General features: G+C 66.2%; 11 protein-coding genes. 4 read left to right on the forward strand and 7 right to left on the reverse strand.

Annotated features, from left to right (window positions below; translation table 11 throughout):
• The first annotated feature begins 79 nt into the window (after positions 1-79).
• Positions 80-3,112 carry an alpha-mannosidase gene (locus AC6CHY_RS08740; protein WP_498226524.1) on the forward strand — a complete coding sequence of 1,011 codons (3,033 nt, stop codon included), beginning with the start codon at positions 80-82 and terminating at the stop codon, positions 3,110-3,112.
• A 337-nt stretch (positions 3,113-3,449) separates the two neighbouring features.
• On the opposite strand, the gene AC6CHY_RS08745 is transcribed toward AC6CHY_RS08740, so the two are convergent.
• Together AC6CHY_RS08745 and AC6CHY_RS08750 are read right to left on the reverse strand one after the other, a co-directional pair.
• Positions 3,450-6,617, reverse strand: a complete 3,168-nt coding sequence (locus tag AC6CHY_RS08745; RefSeq protein WP_498226525.1) for a GH92 family glycosyl hydrolase — start codon at positions 6,615-6,617, stop codon at positions 3,450-3,452.
• 182 nt (positions 6,618-6,799) lie between these two features.
• A complete protein-coding gene (locus tag AC6CHY_RS08750) occupies positions 6,800-7,339 on the reverse strand; it encodes a GNAT family N-acetyltransferase (protein WP_498226526.1) in 540 nt (179 codons plus the stop codon).
• A 35-nt stretch (positions 7,340-7,374) separates the two neighbouring features.
• Here AC6CHY_RS08750 and AC6CHY_RS08755 point away from each other — a divergent pair, with 35 nt between their 5' ends.
• Positions 7,375-7,893 (forward strand): putative immunity protein, encoded by a 519-nt coding sequence (locus tag AC6CHY_RS08755; protein ID WP_498226527.1) that lies wholly within the window; start codon positions 7,375-7,377, stop codon positions 7,891-7,893.
• 37 nt (positions 7,894-7,930) lie between these two features.
• Here the strand turns inward: AC6CHY_RS08755 and purN are convergent, their stop codons facing one another.
• From purN to AC6CHY_RS08780, 5 genes are read right to left on the reverse strand one after another with little or no spacing between them, the layout of a single operon-like run.
• Complete coding sequence (gene purN, locus AC6CHY_RS08760; protein ID WP_498226528.1) at positions 7,931-8,497, reverse strand: phosphoribosylglycinamide formyltransferase; 567 nt, start codon at positions 8,495-8,497, stop codon at positions 7,931-7,933.
• A gap of 10 nt (positions 8,498-8,507) precedes the next feature.
• Entirely contained in the window at positions 8,508-10,259 is a 1,752-nt protein-coding gene (locus AC6CHY_RS08765; protein ID WP_498226529.1) for a dipeptide ABC transporter ATP-binding protein, read from the reverse strand.
• A complete protein-coding gene (locus AC6CHY_RS08770; protein ID WP_498226530.1) occupies positions 10,256-11,125 on the reverse strand; it encodes an ABC transporter permease in 870 nt (289 codons plus the stop codon). Before AC6CHY_RS08770 ends, AC6CHY_RS08765 begins: the two co-directional genes overlap by 4 nt.
• A gap of 20 nt (positions 11,126-11,145) precedes the next feature.
• A complete protein-coding gene (locus AC6CHY_RS08775; protein WP_217388544.1) occupies positions 11,146-12,096 on the reverse strand; it encodes an ABC transporter permease in 951 nt (316 codons plus the stop codon).
• A 15-nt stretch (positions 12,097-12,111) separates the two neighbouring features.
• Positions 12,112-13,635 (reverse strand): ABC transporter substrate-binding protein, encoded by a 1,524-nt coding sequence (locus AC6CHY_RS08780; RefSeq protein ID WP_498226531.1) that lies wholly within the window; start codon positions 13,633-13,635, stop codon positions 12,112-12,114.
• Positions 13,636-14,184: 549 nt separating this feature from the next.
• Here AC6CHY_RS08780 and AC6CHY_RS08785 point away from each other — a divergent pair.
• Positions 14,185-15,885 (forward strand): hypothetical protein, encoded by a 1,701-nt coding sequence (locus AC6CHY_RS08785; RefSeq protein ID WP_498226532.1) that lies wholly within the window; start codon positions 14,185-14,187, stop codon positions 15,883-15,885.
• Between the two features lie 12 nt (positions 15,886-15,897).
• Positions 15,898-17,079 carry a hypothetical protein gene (locus tag AC6CHY_RS08790; protein WP_498226533.1) on the forward strand — a complete coding sequence of 394 codons (1,182 nt, stop codon included), beginning with the start codon at positions 15,898-15,900 and terminating at the stop codon, positions 17,077-17,079.
• Positions 17,080-17,287 lie beyond the last annotated feature (208 nt).

A 17,287-nucleotide genomic window follows, 5' to 3' on the forward strand; every position in this document is an offset into this window, starting at 1 on the left:
CTCGGGCCGAGCGACCCCCAAGCCTTCTTTCCAGAACAGATCTATCCCCTCCGGGCCGCGGTCCGACGAAAGGCACTCAATGCATGACGACATTCCCCTGACCCTCGGACGCGTCAAGCGGGTTCTCGAGGAACGCATCCGCCCGGCAATCCACCCGGTTTCCCTCCCGATGTCCGTGACGTGGAATGAATTGCCCGGCGAGCCGATCGCCCCGGCCGAGGCCATGGGCCTTGAATACACCGACTATTCCGTTGGAACCATCTGGGGCGCCGCCTGGGGCACCACCTGGTTCCGCCTGCGCGGCACCATCCCGGCCGACTGGGCCGGCAAGCGCGTCGAGGTCTTGGTCGATCTGGGCTTCGACAAGAACATGCCAGGTTTCCAGTGCGAGGGCCTGGTCTACGGCGCCGACGGCATCACGGTGAAGTCCATCAACCCGCGCAACCAGTGGATCCCCGCCGCAGACACCGCCGCCGGCGGCGAGGCGATCGACTACTTCATCGAGGCAGCCGCCAACCCTGTGCTGCTTGACTACCACCCGTTCCTGCCCACGACCGAGGGCGACATCCAGACCTCCTCGTCGCGCAAGCTCTACACCACCCGCCGCATGGACCTGGCGGTTTTCGAGCCCGAGGTCCACGAACTCTCGCTGGACCTCGAGGTCCTGCTCGAGCTCCAGGCCGAGCTGCCCGAGGGCCCGCGCCGCATGCGCATCCTGCAGGCCATGGACAACGCGCTGGACGTGCTGGATCTGCAGCGCATCACCGAGACCGCTCCGGCGGCCCGCGCCGAACTCGTCGAGGTGCTCTCCAAGCGCGCGGACGAATCCGCGCACCGCATCTCCGCCGTGGGCCACGCCCACATCGACTCCGCCTGGCTCTGGCCGGTGCGCGAGACCATCCGCAAGGTCTCCCGCACCTCGTCCTCCATGGTCGAGCTGCTCGGCGTTGACGAGGACTTCCTCTACGGCATGTCCAGCGCCCAGCAATACGCCTGGATGAAGCAGAACCGCCCCGAGGTCTATGACCGCGTCAAGGAGGCAGTGGCCGCCGGCCGCTTCCTGCCGCTGGGCGGCATGTGGGTCGAGTCGGACACCGTGATGCCCTCCGGCGAATCCCTGGTCCGCCAGTTCCACTACGGCCAGAAGTTCTTCCGCGAGGAATTCGGCGTCACCTGCGCCGGGGTGTGGCTGCCGGATTCCTTCGGGTACTCCCCCGCCCTGCCGCAGTTGATGCGCCGCGCCGGCTTCGAGTGGTTCTTCACCCAGAAGATCTCCTGGAACCAGCAGAACAAGTTCCCGCACCACACCTTCAACTGGGAGGGCATCGACGGTTCGCGCGTCTTCAGCCACTTCCCGTCGATGGACACCTACAACTCGCAGCTTTCGGGCGAAGAGGTGGCCCGCGCCTCGCGCCAGTTCCGCGAATCCCGGCACGCGACCGGCTCCATTGCCCCGGTGGGCTGGGGAGACGGCGGCGGAGGCACCACCCGCGAGATGACCGGCAAGGCTCGCCGCCTGGCCGACCTCGAGGGCAGCGCCAAGGTGGCGTGGGAACACCCCGATGAGTTTTTCAGGCGCGCCAAGACCGAGCTGAAGAACCCGCCGGTCTGGGTCGGCGAACTCTACCTGGAGCTGCACCGCGCCACGCTGACTTCCCAGCACCAGACCAAGCAGGGCAACCGCCGCACCGAGCACCTGCTGGTGGAGGCCGAGCTCTGGGCCGCCACGGCCGCGGTCTACGCCGGCTTCGAGTACCCGCACGAGGAGATCGACGAGCTGTGGCAGCAGGTGCTGCTGCACCAGTTCCACGACATCCTGCCGGGCACCTCCATCGCCTGGGTGCACCGCGAAGTGGTCGTCCAGTACGCCCGGGTCACCGCCGCGGCCGAGGCCATCATCGCCGCGGCCCAGGCGCTGCTGGTCGGCGAAGGCGACACCCCGATCACGCTGAACGCCGCGCCGTTCACCCGGTCGGGCCTGCGCACCGGTTCCGCCGCTCCAGCCGCCGAGCTGGCCCGGGCCGCCGACAAGGTCGCCGCCACCGAATCCGCGGACGGCATCGTGCTGTCCAACGCGCTGGTCACGATCACGATCTCGGCCGAGGGCCTGATCACCTCGGCGCTGGACCACGCCACCGGGCGCGAGACCATTGCCGCCGGCGCCGAGGCCAACCTGTTGCAGCTGCACCAGGACTTCCCGAACATGTGGGATGCCTGGGATGTGGACAAGTACTACCGCAACCAGGTCACGGACCTGCGCGAACTGGACTCGCTCACACTGTCCACCGACGAGGATGGCACCGCCCGCGTCATCATCGAGCGCAGCTTCTCCGCCTCCACGGTGCGCCAGGACCTCACCCTGGCCCCGGGCTCGAAGGTGCTGCACATAGGGCAGACCACGGACTGGCACGAGACCGAGAAGTTCCTGAAGGTCGCGTTCCCGCTGGACATCCGTGCCGAGCACGCTATTGCAGAGACCCAGTTCGGCTACCACAAGCGCGTCACCCACGTGAACACCAGCTGGGAGGCGGCGAAGTTCGAGACCTCGATGCACCGCTTCGTGCTGGCCGAGGAGCCGGGCTTTGGCGCCGCGTTGGTCAACGACTCCATCTACGGTTTCGACGTCACCCGCGACTCCACCGAGGCCGGCGTCACGACCAACATGCGCCTGTCGCTGCTGCGCGCCCCGCGCTTCCCGGATCCGGAAACCGACCAGGGCATCCAGACGCACCGCTACGGGCTGGTCATCGGCGCGGACATCGCCGCGGCCACCGAGGCAGGTGCGCTGCTGAATTCCGATGCACGCACGATCACCGGCGCCCACGGGTTCGACCCGCTGGTTTCCGTCGAGGGGACGGGCATCGTGCTGTCCAGCGTCAAGCTGGCCGGGGACAGGAGCGGCGACCTGGTCGTGCGCATCTACGAGTCCCTGGGCCGCCGCGCCAAGGGGACCGTGAACGTGCACCGTCCGGTGGCCGTTGCCGCGGCGAACACCCTGCTGGAAGATCCCCTCGAGGGCGCGGCCGGCGTTGCCGAGCTCACCGGCGACTCGGTGGCCATTGCGTTGACCGCTTTCGAGGTGCGCACCCTGCGCTTCAAGCTCCGGGGCTAGCCTCCGGGAAATAGCAACGGGCGCGTTGGCTGCAGACCACACGGGTTTGCCGGACAACGCGCCCGCGCTTTGGGCCACATCATGGGCAACAAACCGCGCAAGTGCGGCGACCGCGCCAACAGAAAGGGCGGCCCGGAGGCAGCAACCGCAGGTCCGGCGCGGAGCGGTTCGCAGCAGATTTCCGGCCACGAAGTGCGAGGCCAGGAGCCGGGGGGCGCGGGCACATTCAGCCTCCCGCCGCATATCGCGACAAGGGGTCGAACTCCAAGGTGCGGAATGTGGGCCCCTCGGCGGGGGCCGCATTCCGCACGCTTTTGGTTCGGGAGGCGGTGGCTAGCTAGGCGTCGGGCGCGAAGAACTCCAGTTGGCCAAGTGTCATCGCGCCGCCGGCCGTGAACCGCAAACCGGCCACTTCCCCGGATGCCTGGCCTGGATCCGTGCCAAGGCGGAACACGCGGGTCTGTCCGGCCCAGCTGAATTCCTCGGCGGTGCGCTGCTCGGCGGCGATGGTCTTCCCCTCGGCGCCGAACAAATCGATGCGCCAGCCGAGGCGGCCAGGGGCTGCCGCGGTGAGCGTATACAGGTCCACTGCGGTTCCGGCAACGAATTCGATCCGGATGCTGTCCCCCGCCGCCAGCGCCACGGGCGTTGCCCCGGTGTCGTCAATCAGGGCTCCGGCACCGGGCACGCCGGATTCGACGCGAGCACCGGCCGTGGCATCGCGCAGCAGCGAGCCGAACCCGTGCAGGGCCGAGGCCGAGGCAGGTCGCGAATCCGACGCCCAGCCCGCGGGCTCGGCGCGAAGCGTGAACTCCAGGTGCGCGCCGGCCGCCAGCAGGGAGTGCGGAACCGAGATCTCGTTCCACTCGCGCCCGTTGATGCGCAGTGATTCGATGTAGCCGCCGTTCACCTCCGGGTTGGTGACCTCGATGGTGATCGGCGCTCCCCCGGCGGGGCGCAGCACCGCGCGGTCGACCGAGGGCGGGACCAACACGTAGCTGCCGGCGGCAGGGACCAGCGGGTAGAGGCCGAGGGTGGCGAAGATGTACCAGCCGCTCATTTCCCCGTTGTCCTCGTCGCCCGGATAGCCCTGGCCGATGTCCGAGCCGACAAAGAGCCGGGAAACGGCCTCGCGCACGATCCGGTGCGCGTCGTCGTGCCTCCCGGCGAACATGTACATGAACGGGATGTGGTGGGCCGGCTGGTTGGACAGGCCCAGCATGCCCATGCGTACGTCGCGGGCCTCTGCCATCTCGTGGATCGCGTACCCGTATGACCCGGACTTGGCCGCGTCACCGGTCTCCGGCGTCCCAAAGAAGGTGTCCAGGGCACGGCCCAGGGCATTCTCGCCGCCGTGCAGCTCGGCCAGCCCCGCCCCGTCGTGGGGAACCGTGAAGGCGGTGCCCCAGGCATTGGTCTCGGTGTAGTCGTGCCCCCATTCCTCCGGGTCGAACCCGGTTTCCACGCGCCAGGCCCCGTCGGGCTTCCTGCCTATGAAGAAGCCTCGCTCGGTGTCGAACACTGCCCTGTAGGCAAGGGAACGGCGGGCGAAGTACTCGTGTTCGGCCCCGTGGCGTGCGGCTGCCGCCGAGCCCGCGGGTGCCTTGGCGGCCAGCAGCGCGGCCATTCGGGCCAGGGCCCAGTCGTTGATGGCATTGTCCAGCGTCCAGGACATGCCCTCGCCGGTGGCGGTGTCGGTGTAGCCGCGGAAGATGCCGGGGCGGAGGCCCTTGCGCCCGACCTTCTTGTTCGCGGCCGGCACCGTCGCGTTCTTCACCGCCGAGGCGTAGGCCTCTTCCAGGTCCAGGCCGGGCACGTTCTTGACCAGCAGGTCGGCGAAGACGGTGTCGCTGGTGGTGCCGGTCATGCAGTCCTCGGCGCCCGGGGCGCTCCAGCGCGGGGTCCAGCCGCCGTCGTGGAAGTGCTGGACGAAGCCCTGGGCCAGCTCGCCGGCCTCGGCCGGGCTGAGCAGACCCAGCAGCGGCCAGGCGGTGCGGTAGGTGTCCCAGAAGCCGTTGGTGGCCGAGAGCTCCCCGTCCATGATTTCGGCCCCCGGTTCCTCGCGGAGCGGCTCGGTGAGCACCTCGCCGTAGGGCGATCGGTAGCGCTTGGCGCCGTCTTCTCCGCGCTCCCCTGCCCGGTTGGGGTACAGGAAAAGCCGGTACAGGCCCGAGTACAGCGAGGTCAGCTGGTCGGGGCTGGCCCCTGCAACCTCGAGGGTGGAAAGCTTGTTCTCCCACTGCGCACGGCAGGATTCCAGCATGGCGTCGAATCCGCCGGCGGCCCGCAGGTTGGCCGCGGCCTGGGCGTAGTCGATGGTCGAGATGCCCAGCAGCACATCCACGCGCCCCTGGGCATCCGGGGTCGCGCCCACGTAGCCGCGCAGCCGGCCGTCGAGAAGCTGCAGGTGGTTCCCGGTTGACCGGGGAATGCGCACGTGCAGGTAGTGCGGGGGCGTGTTTTCGCGGTCATCCAGGTGCGCCTCCACCACCAGGTCTTCGCCGTCGGCATGCGTGCGCATGTCGGTGACGGTGCCGTGGTGGTCGACGATGATGGAGGCGGTGTCGCCCGAAAAGGTAAAGCGCATGCCCAGCGCGAAGGCTGCGGCGGTGAGCTCGGCGCTGACCCCGCCCTCGAGATCGACCGCGTAGCGGTGCGGGCCGGCCTGCTCCGCGTCGTGGGTGAATCCCAGGGCGCGGGCCTCCCGGGAGACCTCGGGGACCGCATGGGGGCTCGGCATGAGCTGGAAGACGCCGCGGTCCCCCATCCACGGGCTGGGGATGTGGGAGGTCGCGAAGGCCTGGATGGTGGGCTTGTTGTCGGTTGTCCGATTGTCGGCGTGGTAGGCGTAGGGCCAGTTTCCGCGTGAGGCGTTGGTCATCGGCAGGCCGAAGACCCCGCCGTGCGGGACTGCGACCAGCGGGGCGTTGTTGCCGCGGGAGAAGCGGTCGGAAGACTGGGTTCCGCGCGTGGTCACCACGGCGTCCAGCGCCGTGGCCGGTACCGGGGCGGAGGCCCGGATGTCGATGTCGTCGAAGAAGACGCGGATGTCGGTGCGCTCGGATCCCCGGATGACCGCCAGGACCCGGGCCACCTGCTTGCCGATCGCCGCGTCAAGCCCCACCGCGCGGCGGTTCCACTGGTCGACCCACATCGCCTTGGCCGCGGCCTGGGCCTCGGGGCCGATCCCGGCGCCGTACTGGTCGGTCGCGGCCAGCTCGCTGAGGCGGGTTCCATCGGTGAATTCACAGTCGACGGCGGCCGCCGTGGCGTCCCACAGCTGGGGCACGGGGCCCGCTCCCTCGGGGAAGACCACCCACTGGAGTTCCTCCCCGGCCCGGATCACGCGGCCCTCCAGGGCGCTGGGCACCACCAGCAGACGTGTACCGGATCCCTGCTCCAGCTCCGCCCTGAATGCCTCGAGCGAGGTGAAGCCGACTCCGTTCCGCGCGGCGACGGCAGTGCCGGGGCCCCCGCGGCGCTGAAGTTCTGTCAATACTCTCATCTGGGGTCCGTTCCCTTTTTCCACCGCGAGGGCGACCAGTCGCGGCGCCTGTTTCGCGGACAAGGCTTCGTCCCGACACGGCTTCACACGAAACTGATAAATCGATTTATCTACCCCATCGTTCCGTACTCTCCGGGCCGGCGCAACCCCCAGGCGGCCATATATTTGCGCGGCGGCGCACCTCACCGGTCCGGCACGGTCGGCTCACTCGGTTCGGCGATCGAGGCCGCCACCCGGGGGGCGAGGGAAACGGCAGGGGATGCCCCCAGGTCCAGGCCCATGAAGACGCTGTGGGGATCCGGGCCATAGGCGCCGAAGGGCGGGCACTGCGTGAATCCGTGCCGCCGATAGAGCCTGCGCGCCGGGGCGAAGAAGTCGTCGCTTCCCGTTTCCATGTACAGGTGCAGGTAGCCGCGGCGGCGCGCCTCGCCCACCATTGACGCCAGGATCCGGGCGGCGAGACCTCGACCCCGCGCCGGTTCGGCGGTGCGCATCGACTTGATCTCCCCGTGCGCGCGGTCCAGCTCCCTCAGTGCGCCGCAGGCGAGCAATGTCCCGCCGTCCCGCGCCGTCCAGAACGTGATGTCGGGGGCGCAGAGCGCCGCGTGGCCCAGGGCGTGGACGCTGTCGGGCGGGGAGGTGGCGAACATGTCAGCGAGGTGCTCGTCCAGCAGCCGCCGGACATCCGGGGCCGTCGGCTCATCAAGGGCAATGGTGGTCACCGGAGCATCCTATCCATTGGCGATAGATTGGGGCCATGCCAATCCTTCCCCGGGAACGCGACCCCCGCCTGGTCACCATCCGCCGCGGGGGCACCCTGGGCGATGAACACCACCGGCTGCTTGCCGGCTGGGCACTGGACTGCGCCGAACACGTGCTGCCGCTCTTCGAGGAGCGGCAGCCGGGCGACGGCCGGCCACGGCACGCGATCGAGGTCGGCAGGGCCTGGATCCGCGGCGAGGTGCCGATGCGCGAGGCGCACCGGGAGGCCTTCACGGCCAACGCCGCCGGGCGCGGGATGCCCGACGCGGTGAAGTTCGCGGCGCTGGCGGCCGGTCAGGCGGTCGCGGTGGCCCACGTGGCGGCCCACGACCTGGGCGCAGCCGCCTACGCCATCAGGGCGGCCGGGGCGGCCGTCGATGACCGGGACGCCGCGTCGGCCCGAGCGGCCGAACGGCAGTGGCAGCGGGAACGGCTGCCCGAAGCGGTCCGCGCGCTGGTGCTCGAGGACCAGAAGCTCCGCAACGCCATTTGCTGGAACGCCTTCGGCGACTGATCCCCTGCCCGCCGGTCGGGCCGCGGCGGCCCGCCCGCTACTTAGCGGCCAGGTCGGCCAGCGTGGCGATGAGCAGGCGGCGCTCGACCACCTTGATGCGCTCGTGCAGGGTGTCCTCGGTGTCGTTGTCCTCGATCGCGACGGCTTCCTGGCGCAGGATCGGGCCGGTGTCAACGCCGGCGTCGGCGATGTGGACGGTGCATCCGGTGACCTTGACGCCGTAGGCCAGCGCGTCGCGCACGCCGTGGGCGCCCGGGAAGGAGGGCAGCAGGGCCGGGTGCGTGTTGATGTAGGTGCCGTCGAAGGCGTTGATGAATTCCTCCCCGACGATGCGCATGAAGCCCGAGGAGACCACGTAGTCCGGTGCGTAGGACAGGCACTTTTCGGTCAGCGCGTGGTTCCAGTCCGCGCGCTGTTCGTAGTCCCTGAAGTTCACCACGAAGGTCTCGAGGCCGGCGGCCGCGGAGCGTTCGACCCCGTAGGTGCCGTACTTGTCGGCGCCCACGGCGGCGATTTCCACGTTTTTCAGCGACCCGTCGGCGACGGCGTCGATGACTGACTGGAGGTTGGACCCGGTGCCGGAGACAAGAACTACGATGCGCATGGGTACAAGTTTAGTTGGGCATCGCCAGTTCCTCGGACAGGTCAAGGGAGCTGGAGATGAGCTGGGCCGTGTAGGGGTGCGCGGGGTTGTTGTAGATCTGCTCGGTGTCCCCGGATTCGACGATGCGCCCGTCCTTCATCACGATCACCCGCTCGCAGAGGTGGCGCACCACCGAAAGGTCGTGGGAGACCAGCAGCAGCGTCAGCGCGTACTCGTCGACCAGGTCGGCGATCAGGTTCAGCACCTGCGCGCGCACCGAGACATCCAGCGCGGAGACCGGCTCGTCGGCCACCAGGATCCGCGGGCGGTTCACCAGGGCGCGGGCGATCGAGATGCGCTGGCGCTGCCCGCCGGAGAACTGGTGCGGGTAGCGATACGCCGATTCCGCGTCCAGGCCCACCAGCCCGAGCATCCGGTGGACCTCGGCCAGGCGCCCGGCCGCATCAAGCTTCCGCCCCGGCACCAGCAGGGGTTCGGCGATGATGTCCGCGACCTTCATCCGCGGGTCCAGCGAGCCCAGCGGGTCCTGGAAGACGATCTGCAGGGCGTTGCGCAGCGGGACCAGGTCGGATTCGCGGGCCCCTGCGATCGAGGTTCCGGCGACGGTGGCCTGGCCGCTGGTGGGCGCATCCAGCCCGGCCAGGATGCGCAGCAGCGTCGACTTGCCCGATCCCGACTCCCCCACGATGCCCACCCGTTCCCCGGGCGCCACGGCGAAGCTGACGTCGGCCAGGGCGTTGACCACGGGGCGCGGGCCGAAGGGGGTGGTGCGGGCGCGGTGGTAGGTGCGGCCCAGATTCGCGGCGGTGATCAGCGCCGCTCCGGCGGCCGCCTCGCTCCGCGCGGCCCGCGGGGTCGGCGCGGCCGGCGGCGTCCCCCCGCGCAGTGCCGGGGGCACGTAGGCCGCGGCGGTCTCCACGGTGAACAGGCGTCCGCGCCCGTCGGTGGCCGACAGGTCGCTGGCGGCCAGCAGCGCACGGGTGTAGGGGTGCTCGGGGGCGGTGAAGATCTTGTCGAGGTCCCCGGATTCCACCAAGCGGCCCTTGTTGAGCACCAGCACGCGGGTGCACATGTTCGCCACCACGGCGAGGTCGTGGGTGATGAACAGCAGCCCGGTGCCGCGCTCGGAAACCTGGGCGGAGATCAGCTCGAGGACCTGGGACTGCACCGTGACATCCAGCGCAGTGGTCGGTTCGTCGGCCAGCAGCAGCTGCGGGTCGTTCGCCAGGGCCATGGCGACCATGACGCGTTGGCGCTGCCCGCCGGAGAGCTGGTGCGGGTAGGCGCCGGCGGCCTGGGCCGGATCGGGGATCCTCACCGAGGCCAGCAGCTCGACGGCACGCCGGCGCGCGGCGGCGCGGTTCGGCACGGTGCGGTGCTGGAGCATGACCTCGGCGACCTGCGCGCCGACCTTCATCAGCGGGTTCAGGGCCGACAGCGGCTCCTGGAAGACCATCGAGATCTCGTTCCCGCGCAAATCCTGCATCGACCTGTCGCTGGCGGTGAGCAGGTCGGGCCCGAAGCCGCGCAGGTGCGCGGAACCGGAGACCGTGAGCTCGTCGGGCAGCAGGCCCAGCAGCGCGGTGGCAGTCAGCGACTTGCCGGATCCGGATTCCCCAATCAGCCCGATCCGCTCCCCGGCGGCCATGGAGAAGGACAGCGAGGACACCAAGGCCTTGCTCCCGGCGGAAACGGACAGGTCCGACACCTCCAGCAGGTTCCCGGTGCCCGCCCCGGCGCTCGCGGTGTCCCGGTTCCTCATGCCTTGCCCCTCCCCAGCTTGGGATCCAGCGCGTCGCGCAACCCGTCCCCGAGCAGGTTGAAGCCCATGACGGCCAGCGCGATCGCGAGCCCCGGCCACAGCGCCATGAGCGGGAAGGTGCCCCAGTACTGCTGGGACTCCTGCAGCATCCGCCCCCAGGAGGGCACCGGCGGGGGCGTGCCCAGGCCCAGGAAGGACAGCGCCGCCTCGGCCAGCACCGCCAGCGCAAAGGTCACCGAGCACTGGATCAGCAGCATCCCGGTGATGTTGGGCAGCACGTGGCGGAGCGCGATGCGCAGCGGGCGCTGGGCGGCGGCGCGGGCGGCGAGCACGTATTCGGCGTTCATCACCTGCAGCGTCCCGGCGCGGGCCACCCGGGCGAATCCGGGCACCGAGGCCAGGCCGATCGCGGCCATCGCCGAGACGGTGGAGGCCCCGTAGATCGCGGCGAACATGATGGCCAGCAGCAGCGCGGGGAAGGCCAGCAGGATGTCGGAGGCGCGCATGGTGATTTCCTCCACGGCCCCGCGCCGCATGCCCGCCCAGATGCCCAGCGGGGTGCCGATGAGCACCGCGATGCCCACCGAGACCACGCCGACCAGCAGCGTGATGCGCGCTCCCACCAGGATCCGCGAGAGCAGGTCGCGGCCCAGGTTGTCGGTGCCCAGCCAATGCTGGGGGCCGGGGCCCTGCAGCCGCACCGGCGGGTTGGCCTGCAGCGGATCGAAGGGGGTGAAGACGAGCGAGAGCAGCGCGGTGAGGGCAATCAGGGCCACGATCGCCCCGCCGATCAGCAGCGCGGGGACCGGCCTGGGCCGCACGGGTCCCGGCTTCAGCGTCTCGGGCGACACGGGTCCTGGGGTCATGGGTTCCGGCTCCGGGGTTCTCATCGGACCGCGGCGCGGATGCGCGGGTCAAGGACGGTGTAGAGCACGTCCACCAGCAGGTTCACGATCAGCGTGATGGCCACCAGCACCATCACCACCGACTGGACGGTGAGCAGGTCGCGGTTGCCCACCGCGGCCAGCAGCATCGAGCCCAGGCCCGGGATCACGAAGACCCGCTCGATGACCACCGCGCCGATGATCAGCGCGGAGAACTGCACCCCGGTGACCGTCAGCACCGGGATCGCCGCATTGCGCAGCCCGTGCCGCCCCAGCGCGCGCATCCGGGACAGGCCCTTGGCCCGCGCGGTGCGCAGGTAGTCCTCGTGCATCACCTCGAGCACCGCGGAGCGGATGTAGCGCACCAGGATCGCCGACTGCACCCCGGCCAGCGCCATGACCGGCAGCACCAGGCGGGAGAGGAAGCCGGCGAAGTCGACGCCCGGGGCCACCCACCCGTTGGCCGGCAGCCAGCCCAGGCGCAGGGCAAAGAAGGAGACCAGCACGATGCCCAGCAGGAAGCCGGGGATCGCGATGCCCAGCTGGCTGGCCGCGGAGACCAGCGCGCCGGAGGGCTTGTTGTGCCGCACCGCGGCGAGGGTCCCGGCGGGGATCGCGATCGCCAGCGCGAGCACCATGGCCGCTGAGACAAGGATCAGGGAGACCTGCACCTTGTCCGCCACCAGCGGGGAGATGTCCGCACGCGTCACGTAGGACACGCCGAAGTCCCCGCGCCAGAGCCCGGAGAACCAGTCCCAGTACTGCACGGGAAGCGGCCTGTCGGTCCCGAACTGGCGGGCCAGGGAGGCGACGATCTCCGGCGAGGCGTTCTGCCCGGCGGCAATCACTGCCGGGTCCCCGGGCAGCACGCGCATCAGGGCGAAGACCAGAACCGTGGCTGCAAGCAGGGACAGCAGGAAGCGGGCCAGGTTCCCCGCAATGCGCACCAGCATCCGTACCGCCTGTCCCTAGGACCAGGCGATGGTGGCGAGGTTCAGCGCCTCGGAGACCGAGTTGGCACCCAGGCCGGTGATCCCCGCCTTGGCCACCGAGATGTTCGGGAAGATGAACAGCGTGTCCACCGGCGCGTCGTCCACGATGGTGCGCACCACGTTCTTCATGCCCGCCACGTAGTTCGCCGTGTCCGCGGCGTCCGCTGCCGCCGCCTCGGCCTTGATCTTGGAGTTGTCGTAGCCGATGTAGTAGTCGGGGTTGTTGAACATCGTCAGCACGTCGCGGGCCTCCACGGCCAGGACCACCGACATCTGGTAGTCGTGGCGGTTGAACACCGTATCCAGCCAGACGGCGGGGAATTCGGCGGAGGCGATCCTCGCATCGATCCCCACGTCGCGCAGCTGGGACTGGACGATCTCGGAGACGGCGGTGGCGTACGGGCGGGTGGGCACCGTGAAGGTGATTTTCAGGTTCTCGGCGCCAGCCTCCTTCAGCAGGGCGCGAGCCTTGGCCGGGTCGAAGGGGTAGACCTCGTTGAGGTCCTCGTAGTAGGGGTCGGTGGGCGGCACCGGCCCGCCGACCAGGGCGCCCAGCCCGTTCCAGGCGGTGTCGCGCACCGACTTGCGGTCGATGGCGTACAGCACGGCCTGGCGGACCCGCTTGTCGTTGAACGGCTTGGCCTTGTTGTTCATCGACAGGATGATCTCGCCGTTGGAGGTGCCCTCGATGACCTGGTAGTCCGGGTTCGACTCAAAGGAGGAGAGCAGCTCGGGTGCCTGCATGTTGTAGATGACATCCACGTCGCCGGAGGACAGGGCGTTGGTGGTGGCGATGGCGTCGGCGAAGTAGCGCAGGGTCACGCGGGCAATGCCCGGCGCGGCGCCCCGGTAGTCGGGACGGGCAGCCAGGCTGATCGACTCCCCGCGGGCCCAGGACTCGAGCGCGTAGGGGCCGGTGCCCACCGGCTTGTTGGCCAGGTCGTCCACGCCGGAGGGGTCGAACATGGCGCCGACCAGCGTGGTCATCGAGTACAGCCACGCCTGCGAGGGCCGGGAAAGGTTCACCGTGACCGAGGTCGGTGAATTGACCACCACGTCGTCGACCACGTCCATCTTCGACTTCAGCCCGTTGAGCCAGGCGTCGGACTTGACCCGCTCGATGGAGAACTTCACGTCGGAGGCGTCGAAGGCCGCCCCGTTGGAGAACGAGGCGCCCTGAACCAGGGTGAAGGTGTAGGACTTGTTGTCGGCACTGGTTTCCCAGCCGGTGGCGAGCAGCGGCTGGATCGCGCCGGTCTGGTCAACCGTCACCAGCCCCTCGTACACGTTGGCCATCATGGCCTGCGGGATCGCCGCACCGGCCGTGGTGGTGAAGTCGAGGTTCACCGGTTCGCCCGTCAAGGCGACGACTAGCTGCTGCGGGTCCCGGGCACCGGTTCCGGCGCCGGCGTTGCAGGCGGAAAGCAGCAGGGTGGCGCCGAGCACGGCGGCGAGCAATGCGCCGGTTTTCCTGCGTCGGCTCGTTGGCGTTGCCTGCATCGTTCCATCAGTCCTTCGGTACTTGGGCGTCGGCGCCGCGGCGGGCGCAAAAGCACCCGTGACTAACCATTATCGTAGTCAATGATCTTGACGCATAGTCACAACGCTCCATCTGCCATCGCAGATTTCAGCCCTCGATATTGGCGATTCGAAGATTGTCATTTTCGAGGCCAACAGTGGCAATACCAGCAACGGTGAGTTCTGCGCACGCAATACGTCGAAGCCTGCAACGGTCAGCGAGACCCGTTTCCGGCTCTTCGCAGGCCTACGTGCAGGACACTTGATGACGGCAATTTTCTCCAGGCGCAGGATGCAAGATCATGTTGATCCAACATAGATCTTCTCCAAATTTTCTGGGTTTTTATTCGGCCTGCGGTCCCAACATGCTTCCCCGCCCCTAGTCGGTTTGAATGTCCGAAGGACTGGGCGCCGACCATGGGGTGAACTAGAATCCACGGTGTGACACAGTTTGCCCAGGTGGACCCAGATAAAGTAGAGCTAGAAATGTCCGTAAATACGGATAAATAGGTTACATAAAACCACAAAATTATGAGGGATTCATTGATTGGGTTTAGAACGCTCGCGTCTACCAGCACACGTGACGCTGAGCGGAAGATTACAGGCATCCTAGAAAGCTGGTTCAAGTCCAAAGGATTCGATGATCTGCCAGAACCTGAACGGAAGTCTGACAGCGATAAAGGCCACACGCTTCAACATCAGTACCGCCTACTCGACGGTGGCACGAAAGCCTTCCGCTGGGTATACACCGAGCAGTGGGATAAAGCGCCGTGGCAGGAAGACGGACTGAACCAAACAGCCAAAACTCACATTACGCTCACCACAAACGGTGAAACCGTGTGGTTTTTAGCCGATATTCACCCGCCACTAGAAAAGGGCCGTTACGGAGAAAGACCACGCGATACCGCCACACCAGCTTTTGTAAAAAGTTTGCTCGACGCGGTGGAATTCTATGACGGGCAAACCCTGCTTCCCACTGTTCACTCGCTCGCTGATTCCGCAGAGTCATTAGACCTTGTGCTGAACTCGATTCAAGACGTTGACCGGCGAGGCATGGTACTTGTCAGCAGTCCGCCAATTGAGCATACGCCTGCGCGGTGGCAAGAGACCCTTCGAGACGTTCTACGTGGAACGCAGGGGCTTACCAGCGTTCACATGATCGCACCTGAGAAGCTGGGCGCTTTCAATGAGTGGGCGGGAACAGCGCACGGACTCATGCCGGGTGCAATTCGCACCTACAAGACGGGGGTAAATTTTGAGAACCCTTTGGACGGTTATGTTCACCGAATCATGCAGCATCATCGAATCGTGGGTGAGCATTCCAAGAGGCTGAACTTGATTCTTCGTCGGTCGCTTGTCGCAGAACTTGCCAGCGCGGAGTTACCGGAAGTTTTGCGTCAGGCTGATGTGGCGTTCCGCAAGGTCGTTCGACAGCACCAATCATCGGCTGGACTTGAGAACAACTCGGTATCCCCTGAACTTCAGGATGAGAACAAGGAACTGGCCGAACTTCTTGAAATGTCGGATCAGGAGAACAGCGAGCTACGCAGTCGCACCGCGGATGCCGAGAAGCATCTCAAAAACTTAATAGCAGACAATGAACTTCTCAACCTTGAATTGTCTTCCCAGCAAGACCAGTTAGACCGCATCCATGCCGATAACCGGGTCCTTAAAAGAAAGCTCTGGGATGGAGGCGACGAGTCTGCCTACCTCATCGCCGAACCTCATCTTGAATCAGCGAAACCGCCACAGACCTTCACTGAACTACTAGATCGAATCGGTGAGATTCCCGGAATTCTTTACTGTGGTGATGCGGAGACAACCAGAGAACTCGACGAATTCACCGATCTTGGGGTCAGCGTAGTCCAAAAGACCTGGGAAGTACTACGCACCTTCGACGCATACGCTCAGGCTCGAACCAACAAGGACTTCGACGGTGGAATCTTCCAATACCAGCGAAACCCCGAACACGGACACTTCATGCGTATTCGACAGATCAGCGCCCACGAATCCGACACAGTTCAACAGAACCAAAGAATGCGCGAACAGAGAACCTTCACTGTTCCAGCGGAAATAGACCCTTCAGGCCAGCTGATCATGTACGCGCACGTTCCGCTAGCAACCGGACGCGGGCGCTCACCACGCCTCCATTTTGAGGACACATGGGCAACCAATGGGCTCGTCACAATCGGCTATATCGGCGCCCACCTAGACAACAAATCCACAAATTAAGAGGAATCTACCTTGGCTACGCCCACCAGAAATAAGCCCTTAACCACCCCTAAGGCACATGTCGAAAAAGCTCTCAATCGAAAAGTCGAAGAAAACCCCGCTTTTCGTGTTAATGCTTCAGAAGTTCCCCGCGAAACATACGCCCTGTTGATCTACGCGCACTCTGTCCAATGCCGGATAGAACGTACATCTGAGAGCAAGTTCCAGATCATTTCCGCGACGGAACAAGGAAAAAAGTTCACCATCCCCAAAGACGCGCAATTCCGAAGCACGTTCAATCAGATCGTCAAAGCGTTCCTTCCAAGCCCGGATCAGCGTATTGAATATCTGAAACGAGGGGAGCAGTACGCTGAAGTATGTCTTTCCTTTGCCGATGAGCACGCGGAAAGTGACGGCTACTTGCCGTTGGAAGTAGACAAGACAGCACCCCCGGAAGAATCAACACCTGCCGACCCTTTCGATGGCACACCGGGTGAGACAGAACTACTCTCAGCATCGCCTACAGCGCCTTTACCACCGGCTCCTGGGGAAAATCGTAAGGTGAAAAGCATCAAGCCCTACGGAGTGAAGGAATACCAGACCCAGAACTATGGTGTTCTGCGTGACTCTTCCGCGATCCTCGAAGTAGAATACGCGGACGGTAACAAAGGGTTCCGTTGCGCATTATGCGATTTTGAGCGCAACAGCCACCGCAGCATCAACGGGCACATGGGGAAGCATTCTGTTGAAGACCGCCAAAAAGCTGCAGCCAGGACCAACCGAAATGTCGTGATGGGTCTTTCGTGGGAACCAACACCGCGAGAAAGTACCCGGATCACCCGTCTGGCCAACGAAATCGCTAAGGCTATGGAAATAGGTCTGACTACGCCTGAGAGCATTGCTAGCGCAATCATCGAGGCACGCGCGCAAGACCCACAGCGCGATGACGACGATGATGCAACGGTAAGCGAGATGACCCCGGAAGAGCAGCTCGACGCAATCAGGCGCATCCTCGGCGCCGATATTGCTGTCAAGGAAGAACGTGACCAGCAGGAAAGGCTCATCAGCGGACTACAGAACCAGATCGACGCCATGCGCGTTGAGATGGATCAGGTGCGCGAAGCCAAGGAAGCTTCAGACAAATCGCTGGCCGAACATAAATCCTGGGCTGAAAAGATACAAGCCATGACCACTAACTTGACTCAGATGAAATAGTAGGCCACCGCATACAACAGGTGCATCACGCTGAACTTGATGCAGCCGTTGCACGCACCGAGAACTTATCGACTATGCAGAAGTGGCTGGGCCCCGGTCAGCAGTCCAACAGCTATGAGATATCCACTGGACTGCTAACCCGGCCCCACCCACTGCGTTAACCACATGCCGGCCTTCTCTGCAACCAGCTGAACACTTCAGAACTGCA

It is taken from the genome of Paeniglutamicibacter sp. GQ140 (assembly GCF_059759235.1).

Bases quoted from the DNA above. Each gene is read 5' to 3' on its own strand.
- AC6CHY_RS08755 (WP_498226527.1), top strand. From the start codon at position 7,375: ATGCCAATCCTTCCCCGGGAACGCGACCCCCGCCTGGTCACCATCCGC.
- AC6CHY_RS08740 (WP_498226524.1), top strand. From the start codon at position 80: ATGCATGACGACATTCCCCTGACCCTCGGACGCGTCAAGCGGGTTCTC.
- AC6CHY_RS08765 (WP_498226529.1), bottom strand. From the start codon at position 10,259: ATGAGGAACCGGGACACCGCGAGCGCCGGGGCGGGCACCGGGAACCTG.
- AC6CHY_RS08785 (WP_498226532.1), top strand. From the start codon at position 14,185: ATGAGGGATTCATTGATTGGGTTTAGAACGCTCGCGTCTACCAGCACA.
- AC6CHY_RS08770 (WP_498226530.1), bottom strand. From the start codon at position 11,125: ATGACCCCAGGACCCGTGTCGCCCGAGACGCTGAAGCCGGGACCCGTG.
- AC6CHY_RS08745 (WP_498226525.1), bottom strand. From the start codon at position 6,617: ATGAGAGTATTGACAGAACTTCAGCGCCGCGGGGGCCCCGGCACTGCC.
- purN (WP_498226528.1), bottom strand. From the start codon at position 8,497: ATGCGCATCGTAGTTCTTGTCTCCGGCACCGGGTCCAACCTCCAGTCA.
- AC6CHY_RS08780 (WP_498226531.1), bottom strand. From the start codon at position 13,635: ATGCAGGCAACGCCAACGAGCCGACGCAGGAAAACCGGCGCATTGCTC.
- AC6CHY_RS08775 (WP_217388544.1), bottom strand. From the start codon at position 12,096: ATGCTGGTGCGCATTGCGGGGAACCTGGCCCGCTTCCTGCTGTCCCTG.